Consider the following 18992-nt stretch of genomic DNA (forward strand, 5'->3'; position numbering starts at 1 on the left):
GGGGCGTAGGTTTTGCGGCGACCTGTGGAAGGAATCCCCCATGAAATTCGGCCAGTCGCAGCCCGCCCGTCGGATCGAGGATGTCCGCTTCCTGACGGGGCAAGGACGCTATGTCGATGATATCGCGCCGGAAAATTCGCTCAGGGCATGGTTCCTGCGGTCTGACCGGGCGCATGGGGTGATTACCGGGCTGGATGTGACGGCGGCGCGGGCGGCGCCCGGGGTGCATCTGGTGCTGACGGCCGATGATCTGCGCGCGGCAGGGGTGCAGACGGGGATGCGGTTTTCCCGGGTGACGAACCGCGACGGCAGCAAGGGGGCGGGGCCTGCACGCCCTGTGCTGGCCGAGGGGCGGGTGCGGTTCGTGGGCGAGGCCATCGCTATGGTGGTGGCCGAGACGCTGGATCAGGCGCGGGATGCGGCGGAGCTGATCGAGGTGGAGATTGACGAGCTGCCCGTCGCGCTGTCGCTGGAGCCGGGGGAGGAGGCGATCCATCCCGAGGCCCCCGGCAACCTTGCCTTCGACTATGGCATCGGGCGCGAGGCGGAGACGGCGGCGGCGCTGGCAGCGTCGGCCCATCTGGTGCGTCTGGAAGTGATCCACAACCGGGTGATCGTGAACCCGCTGGAACCGCGCGGGGCCTGGGCCGAGTGGCAGGAGGAGCGGCTGCATCTGGCGGTGAACGGGCAGGGGGTCTGGACGCAGAAGAAGGAACTGGCGCGGATGCTGGGCCTGCCGGAGGCGGCGGTGCGGGTGACCAATCCCGATGTGGGCGGCGGTTTCGGCATGAAGGCGATGACCTATCCCGAATATGTGGTCATCGCGCAGGCGGCGCGGATGCTGGGCCGTCCGGTGCGCTGGATGGCCGAACGCGGCGAGGGGATGCTGTCCGACAATGCCGGGCGCGACCTGATCGCGCGGGCGGAGATGGGGTTCGATGCCGATCTGAAGATCACCGGTTATCGGGTGACGGTGCTTTCCAACCTTGGCGCCTATAACTCGCAATTCGGGCAACCCATTCAATCGGAACTGTTTTCCAAGGTCCTGACCGGGGTCTATGACATCCCCAATGCCTGGCAGAACACGCTGGGGGTGTTCACCAACACCGCCCCTGTCGATGCCTATCGCGGGGCCGGGCGGCCCGAGGCCATCCTGACGATCGAGCGGGTGATGGACGAGGCGGCGCGGGTTCTGGGGGCCGATCCCTTTGACCTGCGGCGGCGGAATTTCATCCGGGCCTTCCCCTATCGCACGGTTACGGGGCAGGTGATCGACGTGGGTGATTTTGACCGCGTGCTGTCGCGGGCCGAGGTGGAGGGGGACGTGGCGGGCTTCGCCGCGCGGCGGGCGGCAAGTGAGGCGAAGGGGATGCTCCGGGGGTTGGGGCTGGCGACCTATATCGAATCGATCCTAGGCGACCCGTCGGAAACCGCGCGGGTGGTGCTGGAGGCCGATGGCGGGGCCACGCTCTATGTCGGCACCCAGTCGAACGGGCAGGGGCATGAGACGGTTTATGCGCGGATGCTGGCGGGGATGACGGGGATCGAGGAGGGCAAGATCCGCGTCGTGCAGGGCGACAGCGATGCCATCCCGGCGGGGGGTGGCACGGGCGGTTCACGGTCGGTGACGGTGCAGGGGACGGCGACGCGGGCGACGGTGATTCAACTGGCCGAGGGGCTGGCGGCCTTTCTGGCCGAGGAAACGGGGGTGGAGGGGATGCGTTTCGACGACCTCGCCTTCGGTGCGCCGGGATCGAACCTGCGGCTGACGCTGGCCGAGGCGGCGGAGATGGCGCGGGCGAAGGGGCGGGATGACCTTTGTGACCGGGCGGCGACCATCACGCTGGAGGGGCGGTCCTTCCCCAATGGCGCGCATCTGGCAGAGGTGGAGATTGACCCGGAAACGGGGGCGGTGCGGCTGGACCGCTATACGGTGGTGGATGATTTCGGCACGCTGATCGCGCCGGAACTGGCCATCGGCCAAGTGCATGGCGGGGTGGCGCAGGGTTTCGGTCAGGCGGTGATGGAAAACGCCGTGCATGACGAGGCGGGGCAGATGCTGACGGCCAGTTTCATGGATTACGCGATGCCGCGCGCCGATGACCTGCCCTTCATCGGGTTCACATCGGAACCCGTGCCCTCGGTCCTGAACCCGTTCGGGATGAAGGGCTGCGGCGAGGCGGGGACGGTGGGGGCGTTGGGGGCCATTTCCAACGCGGTGCGCGATGCGCTGGCCCCGCGGGGCGTGGCGCGGGTGGACATGCCGTTCAGCCCGCAGCGCGTGTGGCAGTGGTTGCAGGACGCCAAATGAAGAACGGCGGCCAAGGGGCCGCCGTTTCTGGTCTTTTCCCGATTGTTCAGCGGTGCTTCAGATCGACGTAATCGCGCTTTGTCTGGCCGACATAAAGCTGGCGCGGACGGCCGATCTTCTGGTTCGCCTCGCCGATCATCTCTTTCCACTGCGAAATCCAGCCCACCGTCCGCGACAGCGCGAAGATCGGCGTGAACATCGAGGTGGGGAAGCCCATCGCATCAAGGATGATGCCAGAGTAGAAATCCACGTTCGGATAGAGCTTCTTGGAGACGAAATAATCATCCTCCAGCGCGATGCGCTCCAGCTCCTTTGCGACCTGAAGGGTGGGGTTGTTCTCGATCCCCATCAGGCCCAGCACCTCATCCGCCGATTCCTTCATCACCTTGGCGCGCGGATCGAAGTTCTTGTAGACGCGGTGGCCAAAGCCCATCAGGCGGAAGGGATCGTTCTTGTCCTTGGCACGGGCGATGTATTCCGGGATGCGGTCCACGCTGCCGATTTCGCGCAGCATTTCCAGACAGGCCTGGTTCGCGCCGCCATGGGCCGGGCCCCAGAGGCAGGCGATGCCCGCCGCGATGCAGGCGAAGGGGTTCGCGCCCGACGATCCCGCCAGACGCACCGTGGAGGTGGAGGCGTTCTGTTCGTGATCGGCATGCAGCATCATGATGCGGTCCATTGCCTTGGACAGGACCGGATCGACCACATATTCCTCGGCCGGGACCGAGAAGCACATGTGCAGGAAATTGCCCGCATAATCGAGGCTGTTCTTCGGATAGACGAAGGGCTGACCGATCGAATACTTGTAGGCCATCGCGGCGATGGTCGGCAGTTTCGCGATCATCCGGATCGCCGCAACCTCGCGCTGCCACGGGTCGTTGATGTCGAGCGAGTCGTGATAGAAGGCCGACATCGCGCCCACCACGCCGACCATCGTGGCCATCGGGTGGCTGTCCCGGCGGAAGCCACGGAAGAAGTAGTGCATCTGTTCATGCACCATCGTATGGCGCGTCACGCGGCCCTTGAAATCGGCCAGTTGCGCCGCCGTGGGCAGTTCCGCGTAAAGCAGCAGATAGCAGAGTTCGAGATAGGTGGACTTTTCCGCAAGCTGTTCGATCGGATAGCCGCGATGCAGCAATTCGCCGGCATCGCCGTCGATGTAGGTGATGGCGCTTTCGCAGGCGGCGGTGGAGGTGAAGCCGGGGTCGAAGGTGAAGACATCCGCCTCGCCATAGAGCTTGCGGATGTCGAGGACGCTGGGCCCGAGAGTGGGTTCGTGGATCGGCAGATCATAGGTCTTGCCGTCCAGTGTCAGCGTCGCGGTTCTCTTGCCTTCGGCCATCTCTCAACGTCCCTCGTTAGGCCGCGCCGAGCGGGAGCGGCGGGTGCAGCATTGCGGCGCGAGGGGGCAGGGGGTCAGCCCGCAGCCTCCTCAAGCCGCGCAATCGTTTCATCCCGACCGATGACGAGCATCATGTCGTAGACGCTTGGTGTCGCGCTGCGCCCGGCAAGGGCGGCACGCAGCGGGGCGGCCAGTTTGCCAAATCCGATGCCGTGGGCCGTGGCGGTTTCGGTCAGGATCGGCTCCAGACCCTCCTTCGTCCAGCTAGCAGTTTGCAGGCGCGGCGTCAACGATTTCAGTATACCACGGGATACCGTGTCCAGCGCGGGCGCCGAGGCCGCGTCCGGGACGATGGGGCGTGCAGTCAGGGCGAAATGCGCCTTTTCAAGGAGTTCGGGGAAGGTCTTCGCCCGTTCCTTGACGCAGTAGAGGGCGCGCGACAGGAGGTCGCGTTGGGGGGGCGTCAGCGGCGCCTTGCCGGTGGCTGCGAGAAATGCCTCGATTTCATGCAGCAGTGCAGCATCATCGGCAGCGGCGATATGCTGGCCGCAGATGTTTTCCAGTTTCTTGAAATCCAGCCGCGCCGGAGAGCGCCCGATTCCCGACAGGTCGAACCATTCCATCGCCTGTTCGGAGGTGAAGAATTCCGCATCCCCATGCGCCCAGCCGAGGCGCGAGAGGTAGTTCCGCATCCCGGCGGCCGGATAGCCCTGAAGCTGATAGTCGCCGACCGCCGTCGCCCCATGGCGTTTGGAGAGCTTCTTGCCATCGGGGCCGTGGATCAGCGGGATATGCGCCCAAACCGGGATCGCCCAGCCCATCGCATCATAGACCATCTGCTGGCGGGCGGCGTTGTTGAGGTGGTCGTCGCCCCGGATGACATGGGTGACGCCCATGTCATGGTCATCCACCACGACGGCCAGCATATAGGTGGGCGTTCCGTCGGAACGGAGCACGATCATGTCATCCAACTGGTCATTGCCAAAGCGCACGGTTCCCTGAACGGCATCCTCGACCAGAGTTTCACCCTCGCGCGGGGCGCGCATCCGGATGGCATAGGGCGCCCCCGCCGGATGGGTGGCGGGATCGGCATCGCGCCAGGGGCTTTGGAAGATGGCGTAGGAGGCGCCCTGCGCCTCTTGCGCGGCGCGGAAGGCGGCGATTTCTTCGGCCGTGGAGAAGCATTTATAGGCCGTGCCGCGGGCGAGCATCTCATGCGCCACTTCGGCATGGCGGTCGCGGCGTTCGAACTGGCTGACCGCCTCGCCGTCCCAGTCGAGGCCCAGCCAGCGCAGGCCCTGAAGGATAGCCTCGGTCGCCGCAGGGGTGGACCGCTCGCGGTCGGTATCCTCGATCCGCAGCAGGAACTTGCCGCCCCGGCCACGGGCATAGAGCCAGTTGAACAGCGCCGTGCGCCCGCCGCCGATATGGAGATAGCCGGTGGGCGAGGGGGCGAAACGGGTGACGACCGGCGCTTGGCCGGGGCGGGCGGCGGAAGAGGCGTCGCTCATGGAGGTGTTAACCTTTCGGAAACCGGTCGGGTCTAGGGTCAGGCGCCTGTCTAGGCAAATGCGGGGCCGGAAACAAGGTGGGCGGGGCGGCGGACGGGATGCGGTTCTTGGCCGAGGCGCTGGCCCGTCAGCACGGGCGGTTGCTGCCCTTCTTTCCGGTCGGGCTTGGATGCGGGATCGGGGTCTGGTTCGGCCTGGCACAGGAGCCGACTGCCGCCCTTTACGCCGCCGTGGCGCTGTATGTGGGCGCGCTGGCGGCGGGGGTTTTGTGGGCCGCAGGGGCGCGGCCCGTGCTGATCTTTGCGGCGGCCCTGGGGATGGGCTTTCTGCTCTGCGGGGGGCGGGCCTGGATGGTGGCGGCGCCGATCCTGGGCGGGGAGGTCTATGGTCCGGTCACGGGGCGTGTGGTGCTGATCGACCGGTCGCAGGCCGGGGCGTTGCGGATCACGCTGGACCGGGTCTGGATCGCGGAGTTGCCGCCGCAGGAGACGCCTGCACGGGTGCGGCTGTCCTTGCAGGGGGATCGGCTGTGGCACGATCCGCAGCCGGGGCAGGTGGTGATGGCGACGGCCTTCCTGTCGCCGCCGCCGGGGCCGGTGGAGCCGGGGGCCTTCGACTTTCGCCGGGATGCCTTTTTCGACGGGCTGGGGGCGGTCGGCTATACGCGGCACCCCGCTCTTTTGTGGGAGGAGGCAGCGCCGGGGGAGGCGCGCATCGGGCGGTTGCGGGCCTATCTTTCCGGCGCGATCCGGGCCGCCATTCCGGGCGATGCCGGGGCCTTTGCGGCGGGGGTGATGACGGGGGATCGGTCGGGGCTTTCGGTGGAGGCGGTGGCGGCGCTGCGGGATTCTTCGCTGGCGCATCTGCTGGCGATTTCGGGGATGAACATGGCCTTTCTGACGGCCTTCGTCTTTGCGCTGCTGCGGTTCGGGCTGGCCCTGATCCCGCCCGCCGCCCTGCGGGTGAACGGCAAGAAGATCGCGGCGGTGGTCGCCCTGGGCGCGGCGCTGTTCTACCTCTTGCTGTCCGGGGCGAATGTCGCGACGGAGCGGGCCTTCATCATGGTGGCGGTGATGCTGGGAGCGGTGCTCATGGACCGCCGCGCGATCACGCTGCGGTCGGTTGCGGTGGCCGGGACGGTGATCCTGTTCTGGCAGCCCGAGGCGCTGTTGTCGCCGGGGTTCCAGATGAGCTTTGCCGCCACCATTGCGCTCATCCTCGGGTTCGGCTGGTGGGCCGAGCGGATGGCACGGCGGCAATGGTCGCGGGGCGCGCAATTCGTGGCGACGCTGGTCCTGTCATCCCTGCTTGGCGGCCTTGCCACGGCGCCCTTTGCGGCGGCGCATTTCAACCGGTTCACGGATTATGGGCTGATTGCCAATCTGCTGACCGGGCCGGTGATGGCGGCGGTGGTGATGCCTGCGGGGGTGATGGCCGCGCTCTTGTGGCCGTTCGGGCTGGCGCCAATGGCGCTCTGGGTGCTGGAGATGGGCTGCCGCTGGATCCTGTTTGTGGCGCATGAGGTGGCGCGGTTGGAAGGGGCGGTGACGGCGATCCCGGCCCCGCCGGGGGCGGTGCTGCCGGTGCTGACGCTGGGCCTGTGCTGGTTGTGCTTCTGGCAGGGGCGGGCGCGGTGGGCGGGGGTGGCGCCGGTGATGGTGGCGTTGGTGCTGTGGATGCAGGGGGCGCGGCCCACGGTCCTGATCGGGGGGGAGGGGGTTGTCGGTGTGATGGGGCCGGAGGGGCGGGCGCTGTCGGCGGCGCGGGGGGATGGGTTCATGCTGCGCAACTGGCTGGAGAATGACGGCGATCTGGCAAGGCAGGCGGTGGCGGCGGGGCGTGCGGGCTTTGCCGAGGGGCCGATGGGCGCGGTCTTTGCTCTGGGGACGGGGACGGGGGTGATCCTGTCGCGCCCCGAACAGGCCGAGGCGGCCTGTCGCGCCCATGCCATCGTGGTCATGGAGGCGGGGCCCTTGCCCCAAGGAGCGTGCCTCGCGGTGACACCGGAGCGGTTGCGCCGGAGCGGCACCCTGGCGGTGATGGTGACGGGGGATGGAATGGCGCTGCGTGTCACCCATCCGGGGCGCAGGCTGTGGTCGCGGGACGGGGTGGATGACCCCGCCCGCTTTTTCGCGGCGGGTCAGTAGGTGCGGATCAGGCCGACGAGGCGCCCTTGCACGCGGACGGCGTGATCCGGGAAGACGCGGGTTTCATAGGCGGGGTTCGCCGCCTCCAGCGCGATCATGCTGCCACGGCGGCGGAAGCGTTTCAGCGTCGCTTCATGGTCTTCCACCAGCGCGACGACGATATCGCCGTTTTCGGCGGTGGATTGTTCGCGGATCACGACGATGTCGCCATCGTTGATGCCCGCCTCGATCATCGAGTCCCCCTTCACCTCCAGCGCGTAGTGATGGCCGCGCCCTGACAGCATGGAGCCCGGCACGGCGATGTGGTGGGACACCTCGGCAATCGCCTCGATCGGGACGCCGGCGGCGATACGGCCCATCACGGGCAGTTCGAGCGCATGGACCGCCTCGACCGGCAGGGCGTTGCGCGGCGCTTCGGCCTTGGCCCCTTCGATGACGCGGGGCTTGAAGCCCGGTTTTTCCATCGCCTCGGGCAGCTTGACGATTTCCAGCGCACGGGCGCGGTGGGCGAGGCGGCGGATGAAGCCGCGCTCCTCCAGCGCCGTGATCAGGCGGTGGATGCCGGATTTTGAGCGCAGGTCGAGCGCCTCTTTCATTTCGTCGAAGGATGGCGGGACGCCGTCGGCATCCATGCGGGTCTTGATGAAATCAAGAAGTTCCAGTTGTTTCCGGGTCAGCATCAGGCCCCTCCATCACCGAACAGTTGGTTCAATGTTCTACCTGTGTTCCCGTTTTGTGTCAACCGGAACGGCAGGCAGCGTCAGAGGGGGATGTAGTCGACCTCGGTTCCTGCGGGGCGCGGGCCATCGCCCAGCGGGCGGATCAGGAGGGCATCCGCCTCGGTCAGGATGGTGATGAGGGCGCTGTCCTGCCTGTCGAAGGGCGTGATGCGGGGCAGGCCCGTGCCGGGGGCAAGGCGGGCGCGCATGTAATGCGCGCGGGGACCGGTGGGGCCGACATCGGCGCCAAGCGTGGCGCGGGCTGTGGCGGGCGGGGTCTGCCCCAGGCCAAGCAGCGCGCGCACCATCGGCAACAGGAACAGATGCCCGCAGACGATGGAGGAGACGGGATTGCCTGGCAGGCCCAGCATCGGGATGCCGCGCAACCGGCCTGCCATCAGCGGTTTGCCGGGGCGCATGGCGATCTTGTAGAAGGCGCGTTCCATCCCCATGCTTTCGGCCACGCGGCCGACGAGATCGTGGTCGCCGACCGAGGCGCCGCCGATGGTGACCACCAGATCGGCCCCTTCGGCGAGGGAGAGGACGGTGAAGAGTTCCGCCTCCGTGTCGCGGGCGATGGGGAGGAGGCGGGCCTGTGCCCCCTCGGCCTCCACCAGCGCGGCGAGGGTGTAGCTGTTCGAGGCGATGATCTGGTCATCGCGCGGGGTTTCGCCGGGCATCACCAGCTCATCCCCCGTGGGGATGATGGCGACGACGGGGCGGCGCGTGACCGGCACCTCGGCGATGTTCATCGCGGCGAGAAGGGCGAGGTCGTTGGGGCGCAGGCGGCGGGGGGTGACGGTGGCGCCTGCGCGGAAATCCTGCCCGGCGGGGCGGATATGGGTGGCGGCATCGGCCCCTTCGCGGAGCGTGATGTGGTCACCGTCGCGGATGACATCTTCCTGAATGACGACGCGGGTCGCGCCATCGGGGATGGGGGCACCGGTGAAGATGCGGACGGCCTGGCCGGGGGCGATGGTTCCGGTCCAGGCATGGCCAGCGCCCGCCTCGCCGATCACGGCGAAGCTGTCACCGGGGGACGGGTCGCCTTGCAGGGCATAGCCATCCATGGCAGATGCGGGGAAGGGCGGCTGGTCGCGGGTGGCGGCGACGGGCTGCGCAAGGACGCGGCCCGCGGCATGGCGCAGGGCAACGGTTTCCGCCTCCAGCGGGCGGGTGAGGGCGAAGCATTTCGCCAGCGCCTCTTCAACGGAAATCATGGCGCGGCCTCGAACCTGCCGGACTTGCCGCCATCCTTCATCAGAAGGCGGAGGCCCTCGATCCGCATGCCCTTTTCGGCGGCCTTCAGCATGTCGTAAATCGTCAGACAGGCGATGGAGACGGCGGTGAGCGCCTCCATCTCTACCCCCGTCTGGCCGCTGGTGCGGACGGTGGCGGTGACGATGACGCCGGGAAGGCCGGGGTCGGGCGTCAGGTCCAGCGCGACCTTGGTGATGGGCAGGGGGTGGCAGAGCGGGATGAGGTCGGCAGTGCGTTTGGCCCCCATGATGCCCGCAAGGCGCGCGACGCCCAGCACATCGCCCTTCTTCGCGCGGCCTTCGGTGACAAGGGCCAGCGTTTCCGCCGTCATCACCACGCGGCCCTCGGCAATTGCGGTCCGGTCGGTCACGGGCTTGGCCGAGACATCGACCATATGCGCATCGCCCTTGTCGTCGAAATGGGTGAGGGGCGAGGTCATGCGGCCTACCTGCTGCCGGTCAGGGGGCGGGAGAGGATGGTGCGCGTTGCGGCCTCCACATCCTTTTGCCGCATCAGGCTTTCGCCGATGAGGAAGCAGCGCGCGCCGAAGCGGGCGAGATCGGCCAGATCGTCGGGCGTGTAAAGTCCGCTTTCCGAGATGATGAGACGGTCTTCCGGCACGCGGCGGGCCAGATCGCGGGTCGTGTCGAGCGTGACCTCGAACGTGTGCAGATTGCGGTTGTTGATGCCGATCAGGGGCGACTTCAGCAAGGCGGCCCGGTCAAGTTCGGCCCGGTCATGCACCTCGATCAGCACATCCATGCCCCAGGCGAAGGCGGCCTCTTCCAGTTCGGCCGCCTGCGTGTCGGTCAGCGAGGCCATGATGAGAAGGATGCAATCGGCGTGCAGCCCCCGCGCCTCAACGATCTGGTAGGGATCGTAGATGAAATCCTTGCGCAGGCAGGGAAGATCCGTCGCCTGATGCGCGGCGGTGAGATAGCTGTCATCCCCCTGGAAGCTTGGCCCGTCGGTGAGGACGGAAAGGCAGGTCGCCCCCCCGGCCTCATAGGCGCGGGCGAGGGCGGGCGGGTCGAAATCGGGGCGGATCAGGCCCTTGGAGGGGCTTGCCTTCTTGATTTCGGCGATCAGGCCGTATCCCGTCTGAGCGGCCTCTGTCAAAGCGCGGGCAAAGCCGCGCGGGGCGGGGGCGGCATTGGCGGCCTCTTCAAGATCGGCAAGTGAGCGCTGCGCCTTGCGGGCGGCGACTTCTTCCAGCTTGTAGGCCTTGATGCGTTCGAGAATGGTGCTCATGCCATGTCCCTAGCGGGTGGTGGGTGGGAAGGGAAGGCCCCGGCGGGGACTTACCCCCCTGTGGTGATGCGGGCGACAGCGGCCACCTTGGCGCGGGCGGCGCCGCTGTCGATGGCGGCGGCGGCCTTGTCCACGCCATCGCGCAGGGTAGCGGCCTTGTCCGCCACCACAAGCGCGGCGGCGGCGTTGAGCAGGACCGCGTCACGATAGGCGCCCCGTTCCCCATCCAGCAGAGCCCGAAAGGCCTGTGCGTTTTCCGACGGCGTCCCGCCCAGAATGGACTCGAAGGGGTGATAGGGCAGCCCGGCATCCTCTGGCCCGATCTCGAATTCGCGGATCGTGCCGCCTTCCAGCGCAACGACTTGCGACCGGGCGGCGATGGAAAGCTCATCCGTTCCGTCCCCGCCATGCACGAGCCAGGCGCGTTCCGAGCCGAGCGCCAGCAGGGTTTCGGCCATCGGGCGCAAGAGGCGCGGCGCAAAGGCCCCTGTCAATTGCCGCTTGGCCCCGGCAGGGTTGGTGAGCGGGCCGAGGATGTTGAAGATGGTGCGGGTGCCAAGTTCCATCCGCACCGGGCCGACATGGCGCATGGCAGGGTGGTGCATGGGGGCCATCATGAAGCCGATGCCCGCCTCTGCGAGGCAACGCTCCACCACATCGGGGCCGACCATGACGTTGAGGCCCAGTTCCGTCAGCGCATCGGCAGAGCCCGACTTGGAGGACAGGTTGCGGTTGCCATGCTTGGCCACCGGCACGCCCGCCCCCGCCACGACAAAGGCCGCGGCCGTGGAGATGTTGAGCGTGCCCTTCCCGTCGCCGCCCGTGCCGACGATATCCATCGCGCCGGGGGGCGCGGTGACGCGGTTGCATTTCGACCGCATCACGCTGGCGGCGGCGGCATATTCATCGACCGTCTCGCCCCGCGTGCGCAGCGCCATCAGGAAGCCGCCCATCTGGGCGGGGGTGCCCTCGCCGTTGAAGAGCGCCTCGAAGGCCGTCTGGGCCTCGGCCCGCGTCAGGGCGCGTTCGGCGGCGATGCCGATCAGGGGGCGGAGCGCGTCGCTCATGCCGGCACCGCGGCGGCCTTGGCCTCATCCAGGAAGTTGCGCAGCAGCTGGTGCCCGTGTTCCGAGGCGATGCTTTCCGGGTGGAACTGCACGCCTTCGATCAGCCTGTCCTTGTGGCGCAGGCCCATGATGGTGCCGTCCTCCAGCCAGGCCGTGACGTCAAGGCAATCGGGCAGGGTGGCGCGGTCCACGATCAGCGAATGGTAGCGGGTGGCGAGGAAGGGCGAAGGCAGGCCGCGGAAGACGCCTTTGCCCGCATGGTGCATCGCGCCCATCTTGCCATGCACGATTTCGTGGCAGCGGATGACCTTGCCGCCGAAGGCCTCGCCGATCGTCTGATGGCCCAGGCAGACGCCGAGGAGGGGGATGCGCGCCTCTGACGCCGCCATCGTCAGGGGCAGGCAGATGCCCGCCTGTGCCGGGTCGCAGGGGCCGGGGGAAAGGACGATGGCCTCGGGCCGCAGGGCCAGCACGGCCTGCACGTCCAGCGCATCGTTGCGCTTCACGACGACCTCGGCCCCCAACTCGCCCAGATAATGGACGAGGTTGTAGGTGAAGCTGTCATAGTTGTCGATCAGAAGCAGCATCTTGCAGGGCCTTGCCGGATAGGGGATGAACCCGCGAAAGGGTCGGGCTATACATGGGCCGAGCGCAAGAGGGGCGTCAAGTGATACTGGCACCCCCAAGGCCCGCAAAGGGCCGCAGGGAAGAGGAGTGCAGGCGGTGATCCGGGGCTTCGTGACGGGCGTGATCTGGGGGGGCGTGGTGGCGGCGGCGGGCCTCGCCGTGATGTCTCAGGTGGCACCTCTGCCGCAGGCGGCGGGCGATATCCCGCCGGATGCTGCTGAGGCTGCACCCGAGGCGGTGGCCGTGCCCGAGGTGGCGGAACCGGAGGAGAAGCCGGAAATCCTTCAGAAGGGACCGGAGCCCGCCGCAGAGGCAGAGCCCGGCCCGGAAGAGGCCGAAGCCGCGCCGCAGGATGGCAGCGCCGCAGAAACCGATGCGCCGCCAGCGGCCGAGGCGCAAGCCGTTGAGCCACCAGTGGAAATCATCGCGGCCGCGCCGACGGCCCCGGCTGCGACGCCGTCCGCCGATGCGGTTCCGACTCCCTCCACGACTGCGCCTTCGGCCCCCGCGCAGCCCGAGACGGCCGCGCCCTCGGCCACCGTGCCCGAGCCGACGGCCGAGCCGAGCCCGGCCCCGCTTCCGGCGCCGCCCTTGGTGCCGATGGGCGAGGCGGCCCCGGCCCCGGCGGAAGCCCCGCCCGCCGCTGCCCCGGCCCCGCAGGAAGAGGCCCTGCTCAGCCCCGCCCCGGAACCGGAGGCGGAGCTGCCGCCGCTGATGATCGTTCCCGATGCGCCGGACGGGGCGGAGGGGCAGGCGCAACTGCCGCCCGAAGGCACGATTCAGGGGAATGCGGAAGGGGTGACGACCGACCGGCTGCCCCGGATCGGCGATGCGCCGGAGACCGCGCCCGAGGCGGAGGCAGAGATCGCCGAACAGGGGACAACGCCGCTGGAACTGTTTGCCCGCGCCTTTGACAATCCGGAGGGCAAGCCGCTTTTCGCGCTGCTCCTGATCGACGAGGGGGCCGATCCGGCGCTGCGGGCGGAACTGGCGGAACTGCCCTTCCCGGTGACCTTCGTCCTTGATCCGCTGAAGCCGGAAACTGCTGCGGCTGCAAGGGTTTACCGGGATGCCGGGCAGGAGGTGGCGATGCTGGCGACAGGCCTTCCGGCGGGGGCGACGGCGGCGGATATGGAGCAGAGCTTCCAGGCGCTGGACCTGGCCCTGCCCGAGGCGGTGGCGGTGGTCGATGCGCCTCTGGGCGGGTTCCAGGACGATCTGGTGCTGGCGCGGCAGGCGGTGCCGATCGTGGCCGCACAGGGGCGGGGGCTGGTCACCTATGACCGGGGCCTGAACCCCGCGGATCAGGTGGCGCGGCGCGAGGGCGTGCCGGCGGCGGTGATCTTCCGGGTCCTTGATTCCGAAGGGGAATCCGTCCCCAAGATGCGCAACTACCTGGATCGTGCGGCCTTCAAGGCGGCGCAGGAGGGGCGGGTCGTGGTGATCGGCCGGGCAAGGCCGGAGACGGTGGCGGCGATCCTGGAATGGACGGTGGAGGGGCGGGGGGCGAGTGTGGCGCTGGCGCCGGTGAGCGCGGTGCTGGATCGGCCCGCAAACAACTGAGAACGCTGGATTTACCTGGCCGGCGAGGCGAAAACCGCCGTGCCGCATCCTGTGCCGCATTCTGTGCCGCAAACTGTGGCCACGCAGCGTACGCTCATCCCCCGTTAAGGTAAACGCGGGGGGGAGGGGCCTGAAACTTCCCTCTGGCCGACAGCCGCCGGTTCATCCCGCATTAAGGTTAACGCCCCCCCCCAGAGGGGTTTCCCAACCCCATCTCCGGCCTCCCGACCCATCCGCTCCCCTCTGCTGTCTTCACGCTTCCTTAACCCGCCAAGGGGAGGATGGCCCTGCGGTACAGGGAGGGATCCCGATGACCGTGACAGGAAGTGGCACCCCGTCCGGCTGCATCGGGCGGGGTGTTCCGCATGACGGGCCCTGTCACTTTCTGTCGAAAAATATCCTCGGGGGGTGAGGAGCGCAGCGACGAGGGGGGCAGACAGCCCCCCTTGCGACGCCGGTCCCCGGGTCAGCCGTTGCCGCGCCGGGCGAAAAGGCCTGCATCCTCGGCCGCGCGGCGCAGGGCGCGGGACTTGTTCACCGTCTCCTGATATTCCGCCTCGGGGTCGCTGTCATAGACCACGCCGCCGCCGGCCTGGATATAAAGCGTCTCGTCCTTGAGGACGGCGGTGCGCAGGGCGATGCAGAAATCCATCTCGCCATTGCAGGCGAAATAGCCCACGCCGCCGCCATAGACGCCGCGCTTTTCGGGTTCCAGCTCGTCGATGATTTCCATCGCCCGCACCTTGGGCGCGCCCGACACCGTGCCTGCGGGCAGACCCGCCAGCAGGGCCGAAAGCGCATCCTCGCCTTCGGCGATCTGGCCCACCACGTTCGAGACGATGTGCATGACGTGGGAATAGCGTTCGATGATGAACTGTTCCGTGGGCTTCACCGTGCCGACCCTGGCCACGCGGCCCACATCATTGCGCCCGAGATCGAGCAGCATCAGATGTTCGGCCAGTTCCTTCTTGTCCGACAAAAGGTCAAGCTCCAGCGCCTTGTCCTCTTCCGGCGTCGCGCCGCGCTTGCGGGTGCCGGCGATGGGGCGGATCGTCACTTCGCCGTCGCGCAGGCGGACGAGGATCTCGGGGCTGGCCCCGACCACCTGAAACCCGCCGAAGTTGAAGAAGAAGAGGAAGGGCGAGGGGTTGGTGCGCCGCAAAGACCGGTAAAGGGCGAAGGGCGGCAATTCGAAGCGCTGCGCCCAGCGTTGCGAAGGGACGACCTGGAAGATATCGCCCGCCCGGATGTAATCCTTGGCCTTTTCCACGGCGGCCTTGTAGCCCTCATGGGTGAAGTTCGACACGGCCTCGCCCACTGGCGCGGCCTCGCCGAAATCGCGTTGGGCCGGGGGGGCGCGATCCAGATCGCGCAGCGCGTCCATCACCCGTTCGGCGGCCTGGGCATAGGCGGCGCGGGCGGAGAGGCCGGAGGCGACCCAGGCCGGGGCGACCACGGTCACGTCGCCCTTCACCCCGTCCAGCACCGCCACGACGGAGGGGCGCATCAGCACCGCATCGGGCAGGCCGAGCGGATCGGGGTTCACATCGGGCAGGTGTTCCACCAGACGGATCATGTCATAGCCGAGATAGCCGAAAAGGCCCGAGGCGATGGCGGGCAGGCCTTCGGGCAGGTCGATCCGGCTTTCCGCGATCAGCGCGCGCAGCGTGTCGAGCGGGTGACCATCGAGAGGGGTGAAAGCGGCCGGGTCGAAGCGGGCCTCGCGGTTGATGCGGCTTTGCTGCCCGTGGCATTGCCAGATCAGATCGGGCTTCATGCCGACCACGGAATAGCGGCCGCGCACCTCGCCCCCTGTCACGCTTTCCAGCATGAAAGTATCGGCGCGCGCCTCGGCCAGTTTCAGCATGAGCGAGACGGGCGTATCGAGATCGGCGGCGATACGGGCATGGACAAGCTGGTTGCGCCCTTCGGCCCAGCCTTTTTCGAATGCCTCGAAGGAGGGTTCCAGTTTCATCGCCGGGTCTTCAGTTGAACTGGGCATGGACCGCGTTGACGGCGGTCTGGTCGATCTGGATGCCGGCCTCGTTCGACAGGGCATTGGTGAAGAGCTGGAAGGCGTCCTGCGCCAGTGTCTGCTGGGCGCGGATGGAGATGGCCTCGCGCAATGCGATGGCGTCTTCGCCTTCGGTTTCGGCGGGGCGGATCGCATCGAGCCGGAGCAGGCCGGTGAAGCCGTCGGCCTGCACCAGTTGCAGATCGCCTTCGGTCATGCGGAAGAGCGTGTCGAGCAGGGCGGGCGGCGCATCCTCGACAAAGCCGTCGCGGGTGATGTCGCGGCCCACGGTGACGATGCCGAAACTGCCCAGCGAGGCGCCGGCCGCCACTTCGGCCTTTACCGCCTCGGCGCGGGTGGCGAGGGCGGCTTGCAGCGCCTCGGTGCGCCAGCCTTCGGTCACGGCGTCGCGGGCTTCGTCCAGCGGGATGGGGGTGGGGGGGACGATCTCGTCGAGACGCAGGGCGACGAGGGCGCCATCGTCAAGCTGGATCGCCTCGGGGAAGTCGCCTTCCTGAAGCGCCTCGGCGGCCTCGCGGAAATCGGGATAGGCGGCGATGCCCTCATTCGACTGGCCGGGGATGTAGTCGAGGGTGGCAAGTTCCATCCCCGCATCCTGCGCGACCTCTTCCAGATCGGCGCCGGAGGCGAGAAGATCGTCGATCTCGTCGATCCGCGCCCCGATGGCGCGGCGGGCGGCATCCACCCGCATTTCGGCCGAAAGGCTTTCGCGGGCCTCGTCGAAGGTGGTTTCCTGGGCGGAAAGGATGGCATTCATGCGGAAGAGCGCGGGGCCGAGATCCGACATGACAGGCCCCGCAACGCCGGGTTCGGTGAGGGCGAAGACGGCTTCGCCCGCCGTGCCGAGATCGGCCCGGGAGACATCGCCGAGGTCGATCGCATCCAGCGTCAGGCCGCGTTCTGCGACGAGGTCGTCGAAGGTCACCTCGCCTGCGTCAAGGCGGGCGCGGGCGGCCTGCGCCTCGGCCTCGGTCGGATAGACGAGCCGTTCGACAAGGCGCTTTTCGGGGATCATGAATTCGTCGATGCGCTGGTCATAGAGGTCGCGCAGGGCGGTTTCGTCCACCTCCATCGTCGGGGCGAGGGTTTCGGGCAGGAGCGCGACATAGGTGATGCGCTTGGCCTCGGGTCGGGTGAAGCGGGCGATGTTGGCGTCGTAGAAGGCTTGCAGATCGGCCTCGGTCGGATCGGCGAGGGGGGTGGGCAGATCGGCTTCGGTCAGGGTCAGGAGCGAGAAGCCGCGGCGTTCGCCGGCATAGGCCGTCAGCGTATCGGTCAGGGCGGCGGGCGCGGCGAAGCCGCCGACCACGGCCCCTTGCAGGATGGAGCGGGCGACATCCTCGCGGATGGAGCGTTCGAACTGCGCCTCGGTCAGGTCGTTGCGTTCGAGGGTGAAGCGATAGGCCTCGCGGTCGAAGCTGCCGGCGGTGCCCTGGAAGGCGCCCATCTGGGTGATCTCGCCCGCCACGGTGGCATCGCCCACCGAGATGCCGATGCGCGCGGCTTCGTTGTCGAGCGCGGCGCGGGTGATGACGGTCTGGAGGACCTGGGTGTCGAGCCCGAAGGCCTGGGCCTGCGAGAAGGGGATGGGCTGGCCCACCTGCGCCGAGAGGGCGTTGAGTTCCTGCTGGAGCGCGCGGGCGTAGTCGTTCACCTCGATCTCGCGGTCGCCGACGCGGCCGAGGGTGGTGACGCCGCCGCCGAAATTGGTGACGCCGAAGCCGCCGAGGCCCAGCATGACGAAGACGAGCAGCACCCAGACGACATAGCTGCCGAGGCCCTTCTTCTTGCGGGGCTGGTCTTCGGTCTCGGTCGTCTTCTTGGCCATGGGGCGCGCCTGTCCGGGCTGGGAATGTGTCGCAGACTGTCTAGTGGGTCAGGGCGCGGGGGGCAAGCGGGGCTAGAGGCGCAGCGCCGCGAGGCGATTGAACATTTCCGCGATGCCCGTGCTGTCGATATTGGCGAAGGCGATGCGAAGCTGGCGGGCGCCTTCGGGATGGCTGTCGGGCTGGAACATGGTGCCGGGGAGCATGAGGAGGGAGGCCTCGTGCACGAGGCGGCGGGCCAGTTCGTCGGAGGGCATGGGATAGGGGTGTTCGACATAGGCGAAATAGGCGCCGCAGCCGAGGAGTTTCCAGTCGGGGAGGGCGGCGAAGCCCGTGGTCATGGCGGCGCGGCGGGCGAGGATTTCGTCGCGTTCCCCCGCCACCCATTGCGCGAGGTTGCGCATCCCCCAGAGCGCGCCGATCTGGCCCAGTTGGCTGGGGCAGATGGCGACGGTGTCGAGGAATTTCTCCACCTCGGCCAGACGGGCGGGAGAGGCGATGATGGCGCCGACGCGATGGCCGGTCAGGCGGTAGGCCTTGGAAAAGCTGTAGAGCTGGATGAGCGTGTCGTCCCAGTCGGGATCGGTGAAGAGATCATGCGGGCGGCCCGTGCGCGCGTCGAAGTCGCGATAGGTTTCATCGACGATCAGGGCGAGGTTGTGAGCGCGGGCGAGGTCGCGGAAGGCGGCCAGAGTTTCCGCCGGATATTCCACCCCGCCGGGATTGTTCGGGCTGACCAGCACGAGGGCGCGGGTGCGGGGGGTGATGAGGCGGGCGGCGGCTTCGGCCTCGGGGATGAGGCCGGGGCCTGCGGGCAGGGGCACGGCTTTGACCCCCTGCATGTCGAGCCACATCTTGTGGTTGAAATACCACGGGGTCGGCAGGATCACCTCATCCCCGTGGCCTGCGAGGGTGGACATGACGGCGGTGAAGGCCTGGTTGCAGCCCTGGGTGATGGCGGTGTGATCGGGGCTTATGCTGCCGCCATAGGCGGCGGACCATTGCGCCGCAATCTCGGCCCGCAGGTCGGGCAGGCCGAGGACGGGGCCATAGAGATGGGCGGCGTCATTGGTGAGCGCGGCATCGGCCAGTGCCTGCCGCAGGCCGAGGGGGGGCGGATCGACGGGGGCGGCCTGGCTGACATTGATCAGTGGGCGGTCGGGCGGGAAGGTCGCGCCCTGAAGCCAGCGGCGGGCCTCCATCACCGGGGGCGGGAAGGTGGCGGCCATGGCGGGATTCAGGGGCAGGGTCATTGCAGGCTCCGTTGGCGGTTCGGGCGCAGTCTAGGGGCGGAAATGGCGGGCTGCGACGGTCAATTTGCGCAAGGACCGCA

Annotated in this window: 14 protein-coding genes; 3 read left to right on the top strand and 11 right to left on the bottom strand. The window is 68.1% G+C overall.

The genetic code is table 11. The features are described from left to right. Positions 1 to 40: 40 nt before the first annotated feature. The gene (locus C0V75_RS06140) at positions 41 to 2311 is read left to right on the top strand and encodes a xanthine dehydrogenase family protein molybdopterin-binding subunit (protein ID WP_101920045.1); all 2271 of its coding nucleotides are present in this window, start codon (positions 41 to 43) and stop codon (positions 2309 to 2311) included. A 46-nt stretch (positions 2312 to 2357) separates the two neighbouring features. Here C0V75_RS06140 and gltA read toward each other — a convergent pair whose 3' ends face one another. Both gltA and gltX read right to left on the bottom strand, forming a co-directional pair. Beyond that, the gene (gene gltA, locus C0V75_RS06145; RefSeq protein ID WP_101920046.1) at positions 2358 to 3653 is read right to left on the bottom strand and encodes a citrate synthase; all 1296 of its coding nucleotides are present in this window, start codon (positions 3651 to 3653) and stop codon (positions 2358 to 2360) included. A 74-nt stretch (positions 3654 to 3727) separates the two neighbouring features. Next, on the bottom strand, positions 3728 to 5164 hold the full coding sequence (gene gltX, locus C0V75_RS06150; protein WP_101920047.1) for a glutamate--tRNA ligase: 1437 nt from the start codon (positions 5162 to 5164) through the stop codon (positions 3728 to 3730). A gap of 98 nt (positions 5165 to 5262) precedes the next feature. Here gltX and C0V75_RS06155 point away from each other — a divergent pair, with 98 nt between their 5' ends. Further along, positions 5263 to 7311 carry a ComEC/Rec2 family competence protein gene (locus C0V75_RS06155; RefSeq protein WP_101920048.1) on the top strand — a complete coding sequence of 683 codons (2049 nt, stop codon included), beginning with the start codon at positions 5263 to 5265 and terminating at the stop codon, positions 7309 to 7311. On the opposite strand, the gene lexA is transcribed toward C0V75_RS06155, so the two are convergent. The 6 genes from lexA to C0V75_RS06185 form a co-directional block, all read right to left on the bottom strand. Continuing rightward, positions 7305 to 7991, bottom strand: a complete 687-nt coding sequence (lexA, locus tag C0V75_RS06160) for a transcriptional repressor LexA (RefSeq protein WP_101920049.1) — start codon at positions 7989 to 7991, stop codon at positions 7305 to 7307. The two genes, C0V75_RS06155 and lexA, sit on opposite strands and share 7 nt — an antisense overlap. Positions 7992 to 8071: 80 nt before the next feature. Beyond that, entirely contained in the window at positions 8072 to 9250 is a 1179-nt protein-coding gene (gene glp, locus C0V75_RS06165) for a gephyrin-like molybdotransferase Glp (protein WP_101920050.1), read from the bottom strand. Beyond that, positions 9247 to 9729, bottom strand: coding sequence for a cyclic pyranopterin monophosphate synthase MoaC (gene moaC / locus C0V75_RS06170; RefSeq protein ID WP_101920051.1), 483 nt, complete (start codon positions 9727 to 9729; stop codon positions 9247 to 9249). The genes glp and moaC overlap by 4 nt, the downstream gene beginning before the upstream one ends. 5 nt (positions 9730 to 9734) lie before the next feature. Continuing rightward, complete coding sequence (trpC, locus tag C0V75_RS06175; protein WP_101920052.1) at positions 9735 to 10541, bottom strand: indole-3-glycerol phosphate synthase TrpC; 807 nt, start codon at positions 10539 to 10541, stop codon at positions 9735 to 9737. A gap of 50 nt (positions 10542 to 10591) precedes the next feature. Next, complete coding sequence (gene trpD, locus C0V75_RS06180; protein WP_101920053.1) at positions 10592 to 11608, bottom strand: anthranilate phosphoribosyltransferase; 1017 nt, start codon at positions 11606 to 11608, stop codon at positions 10592 to 10594. Beyond that, positions 11605 to 12195 (bottom strand): aminodeoxychorismate/anthranilate synthase component II, encoded by a 591-nt coding sequence (locus C0V75_RS06185; RefSeq protein ID WP_101920054.1) that lies wholly within the window; start codon positions 12193 to 12195, stop codon positions 11605 to 11607. Before C0V75_RS06185 ends, trpD begins: the two co-directional genes overlap by 4 nt. Before the next feature lie 136 nt (positions 12196 to 12331). Here C0V75_RS06185 and C0V75_RS06190 point away from each other — a divergent pair, with 136 nt between their 5' ends. Continuing rightward, entirely contained in the window at positions 12332 to 13798 is a 1467-nt protein-coding gene (locus C0V75_RS06190; protein WP_101920724.1) for a divergent polysaccharide deacetylase family protein, read from the top strand. Between the two features lie 466 nt (positions 13799 to 14264). Here C0V75_RS06190 and trpE read toward each other — a convergent pair whose 3' ends face one another. From trpE to C0V75_RS06205, 3 genes are all read right to left on the bottom strand, one after another. Then, entirely contained in the window at positions 14265 to 15773 is a 1509-nt protein-coding gene (gene trpE / locus C0V75_RS06195; RefSeq protein WP_101920055.1) for an anthranilate synthase component I, read from the bottom strand. A gap of 10 nt (positions 15774 to 15783) precedes the next feature. Then, the gene (locus C0V75_RS06200; RefSeq protein ID WP_101920056.1) at positions 15784 to 17661 is read right to left on the bottom strand and encodes a peptidylprolyl isomerase; all 1878 of its coding nucleotides are present in this window, start codon (positions 17659 to 17661) and stop codon (positions 15784 to 15786) included. A gap of 72 nt (positions 17662 to 17733) precedes the next feature. Beyond that, positions 17734 to 18912, bottom strand: coding sequence for an aminotransferase (locus C0V75_RS06205; protein ID WP_101920057.1), 1179 nt, complete (start codon positions 18910 to 18912; stop codon positions 17734 to 17736). Between the last annotated feature and the right edge of the window lie 80 nt (positions 18913 to 18992).

Origin of the sequence: Tabrizicola sp. TH137, from assembly GCF_002855575.1 — a bacterium.
GTDB lineage: Bacteria > Pseudomonadota > Alphaproteobacteria > Rhodobacterales > Rhodobacteraceae > Paragemmobacter.

Excerpts from the sequence above, each read along its gene's own strand:
- C0V75_RS06140 (WP_101920045.1), top strand. The coding sequence starts at position 41 with ATGAAATTCGGCCAGTCGCAGCCCGCCCGTCGGATCGAGGATGTCCGC.
- gltA (WP_101920046.1), bottom strand. The coding sequence starts at position 3,653 with ATGGCCGAAGGCAAGAGAACCGCGACGCTGACACTGGACGGCAAGACC.
- gltX (WP_101920047.1), bottom strand. The coding sequence starts at position 5,164 with ATGAGCGACGCCTCTTCCGCCGCCCGCCCCGGCCAAGCGCCGGTCGTC.
- C0V75_RS06155 (WP_101920048.1), top strand. The coding sequence starts at position 5,263 with ATGCGGTTCTTGGCCGAGGCGCTGGCCCGTCAGCACGGGCGGTTGCTG.
- lexA (WP_101920049.1), bottom strand. The coding sequence starts at position 7,991 with ATGCTGACCCGGAAACAACTGGAACTTCTTGATTTCATCAAGACCCGC.
- glp (WP_101920050.1), bottom strand. The coding sequence starts at position 9,250 with ATGATTTCCGTTGAAGAGGCGCTGGCGAAATGCTTCGCCCTCACCCGC.
- moaC (WP_101920051.1), bottom strand. The coding sequence starts at position 9,729 with ATGACCTCGCCCCTCACCCATTTCGACGACAAGGGCGATGCGCATATG.
- trpC (WP_101920052.1), bottom strand. The coding sequence starts at position 10,541 with ATGAGCACCATTCTCGAACGCATCAAGGCCTACAAGCTGGAAGAAGTC.
- trpD (WP_101920053.1), bottom strand. The coding sequence starts at position 11,608 with ATGAGCGACGCGCTCCGCCCCCTGATCGGCATCGCCGCCGAACGCGCC.
- C0V75_RS06185 (WP_101920054.1), bottom strand. The coding sequence starts at position 12,195 with ATGCTGCTTCTGATCGACAACTATGACAGCTTCACCTACAACCTCGTC.
- trpE (WP_101920055.1), bottom strand. The coding sequence starts at position 15,773 with ATGAAACTGGAACCCTCCTTCGAGGCATTCGAAAAAGGCTGGGCCGAA.
- C0V75_RS06200 (WP_101920056.1), bottom strand. The coding sequence starts at position 17,661 with ATGGCCAAGAAGACGACCGAGACCGAAGACCAGCCCCGCAAGAAGAAG.
- C0V75_RS06205 (WP_101920057.1), bottom strand. The coding sequence starts at position 18,912 with ATGACCCTGCCCCTGAATCCCGCCATGGCCGCCACCTTCCCGCCCCCG.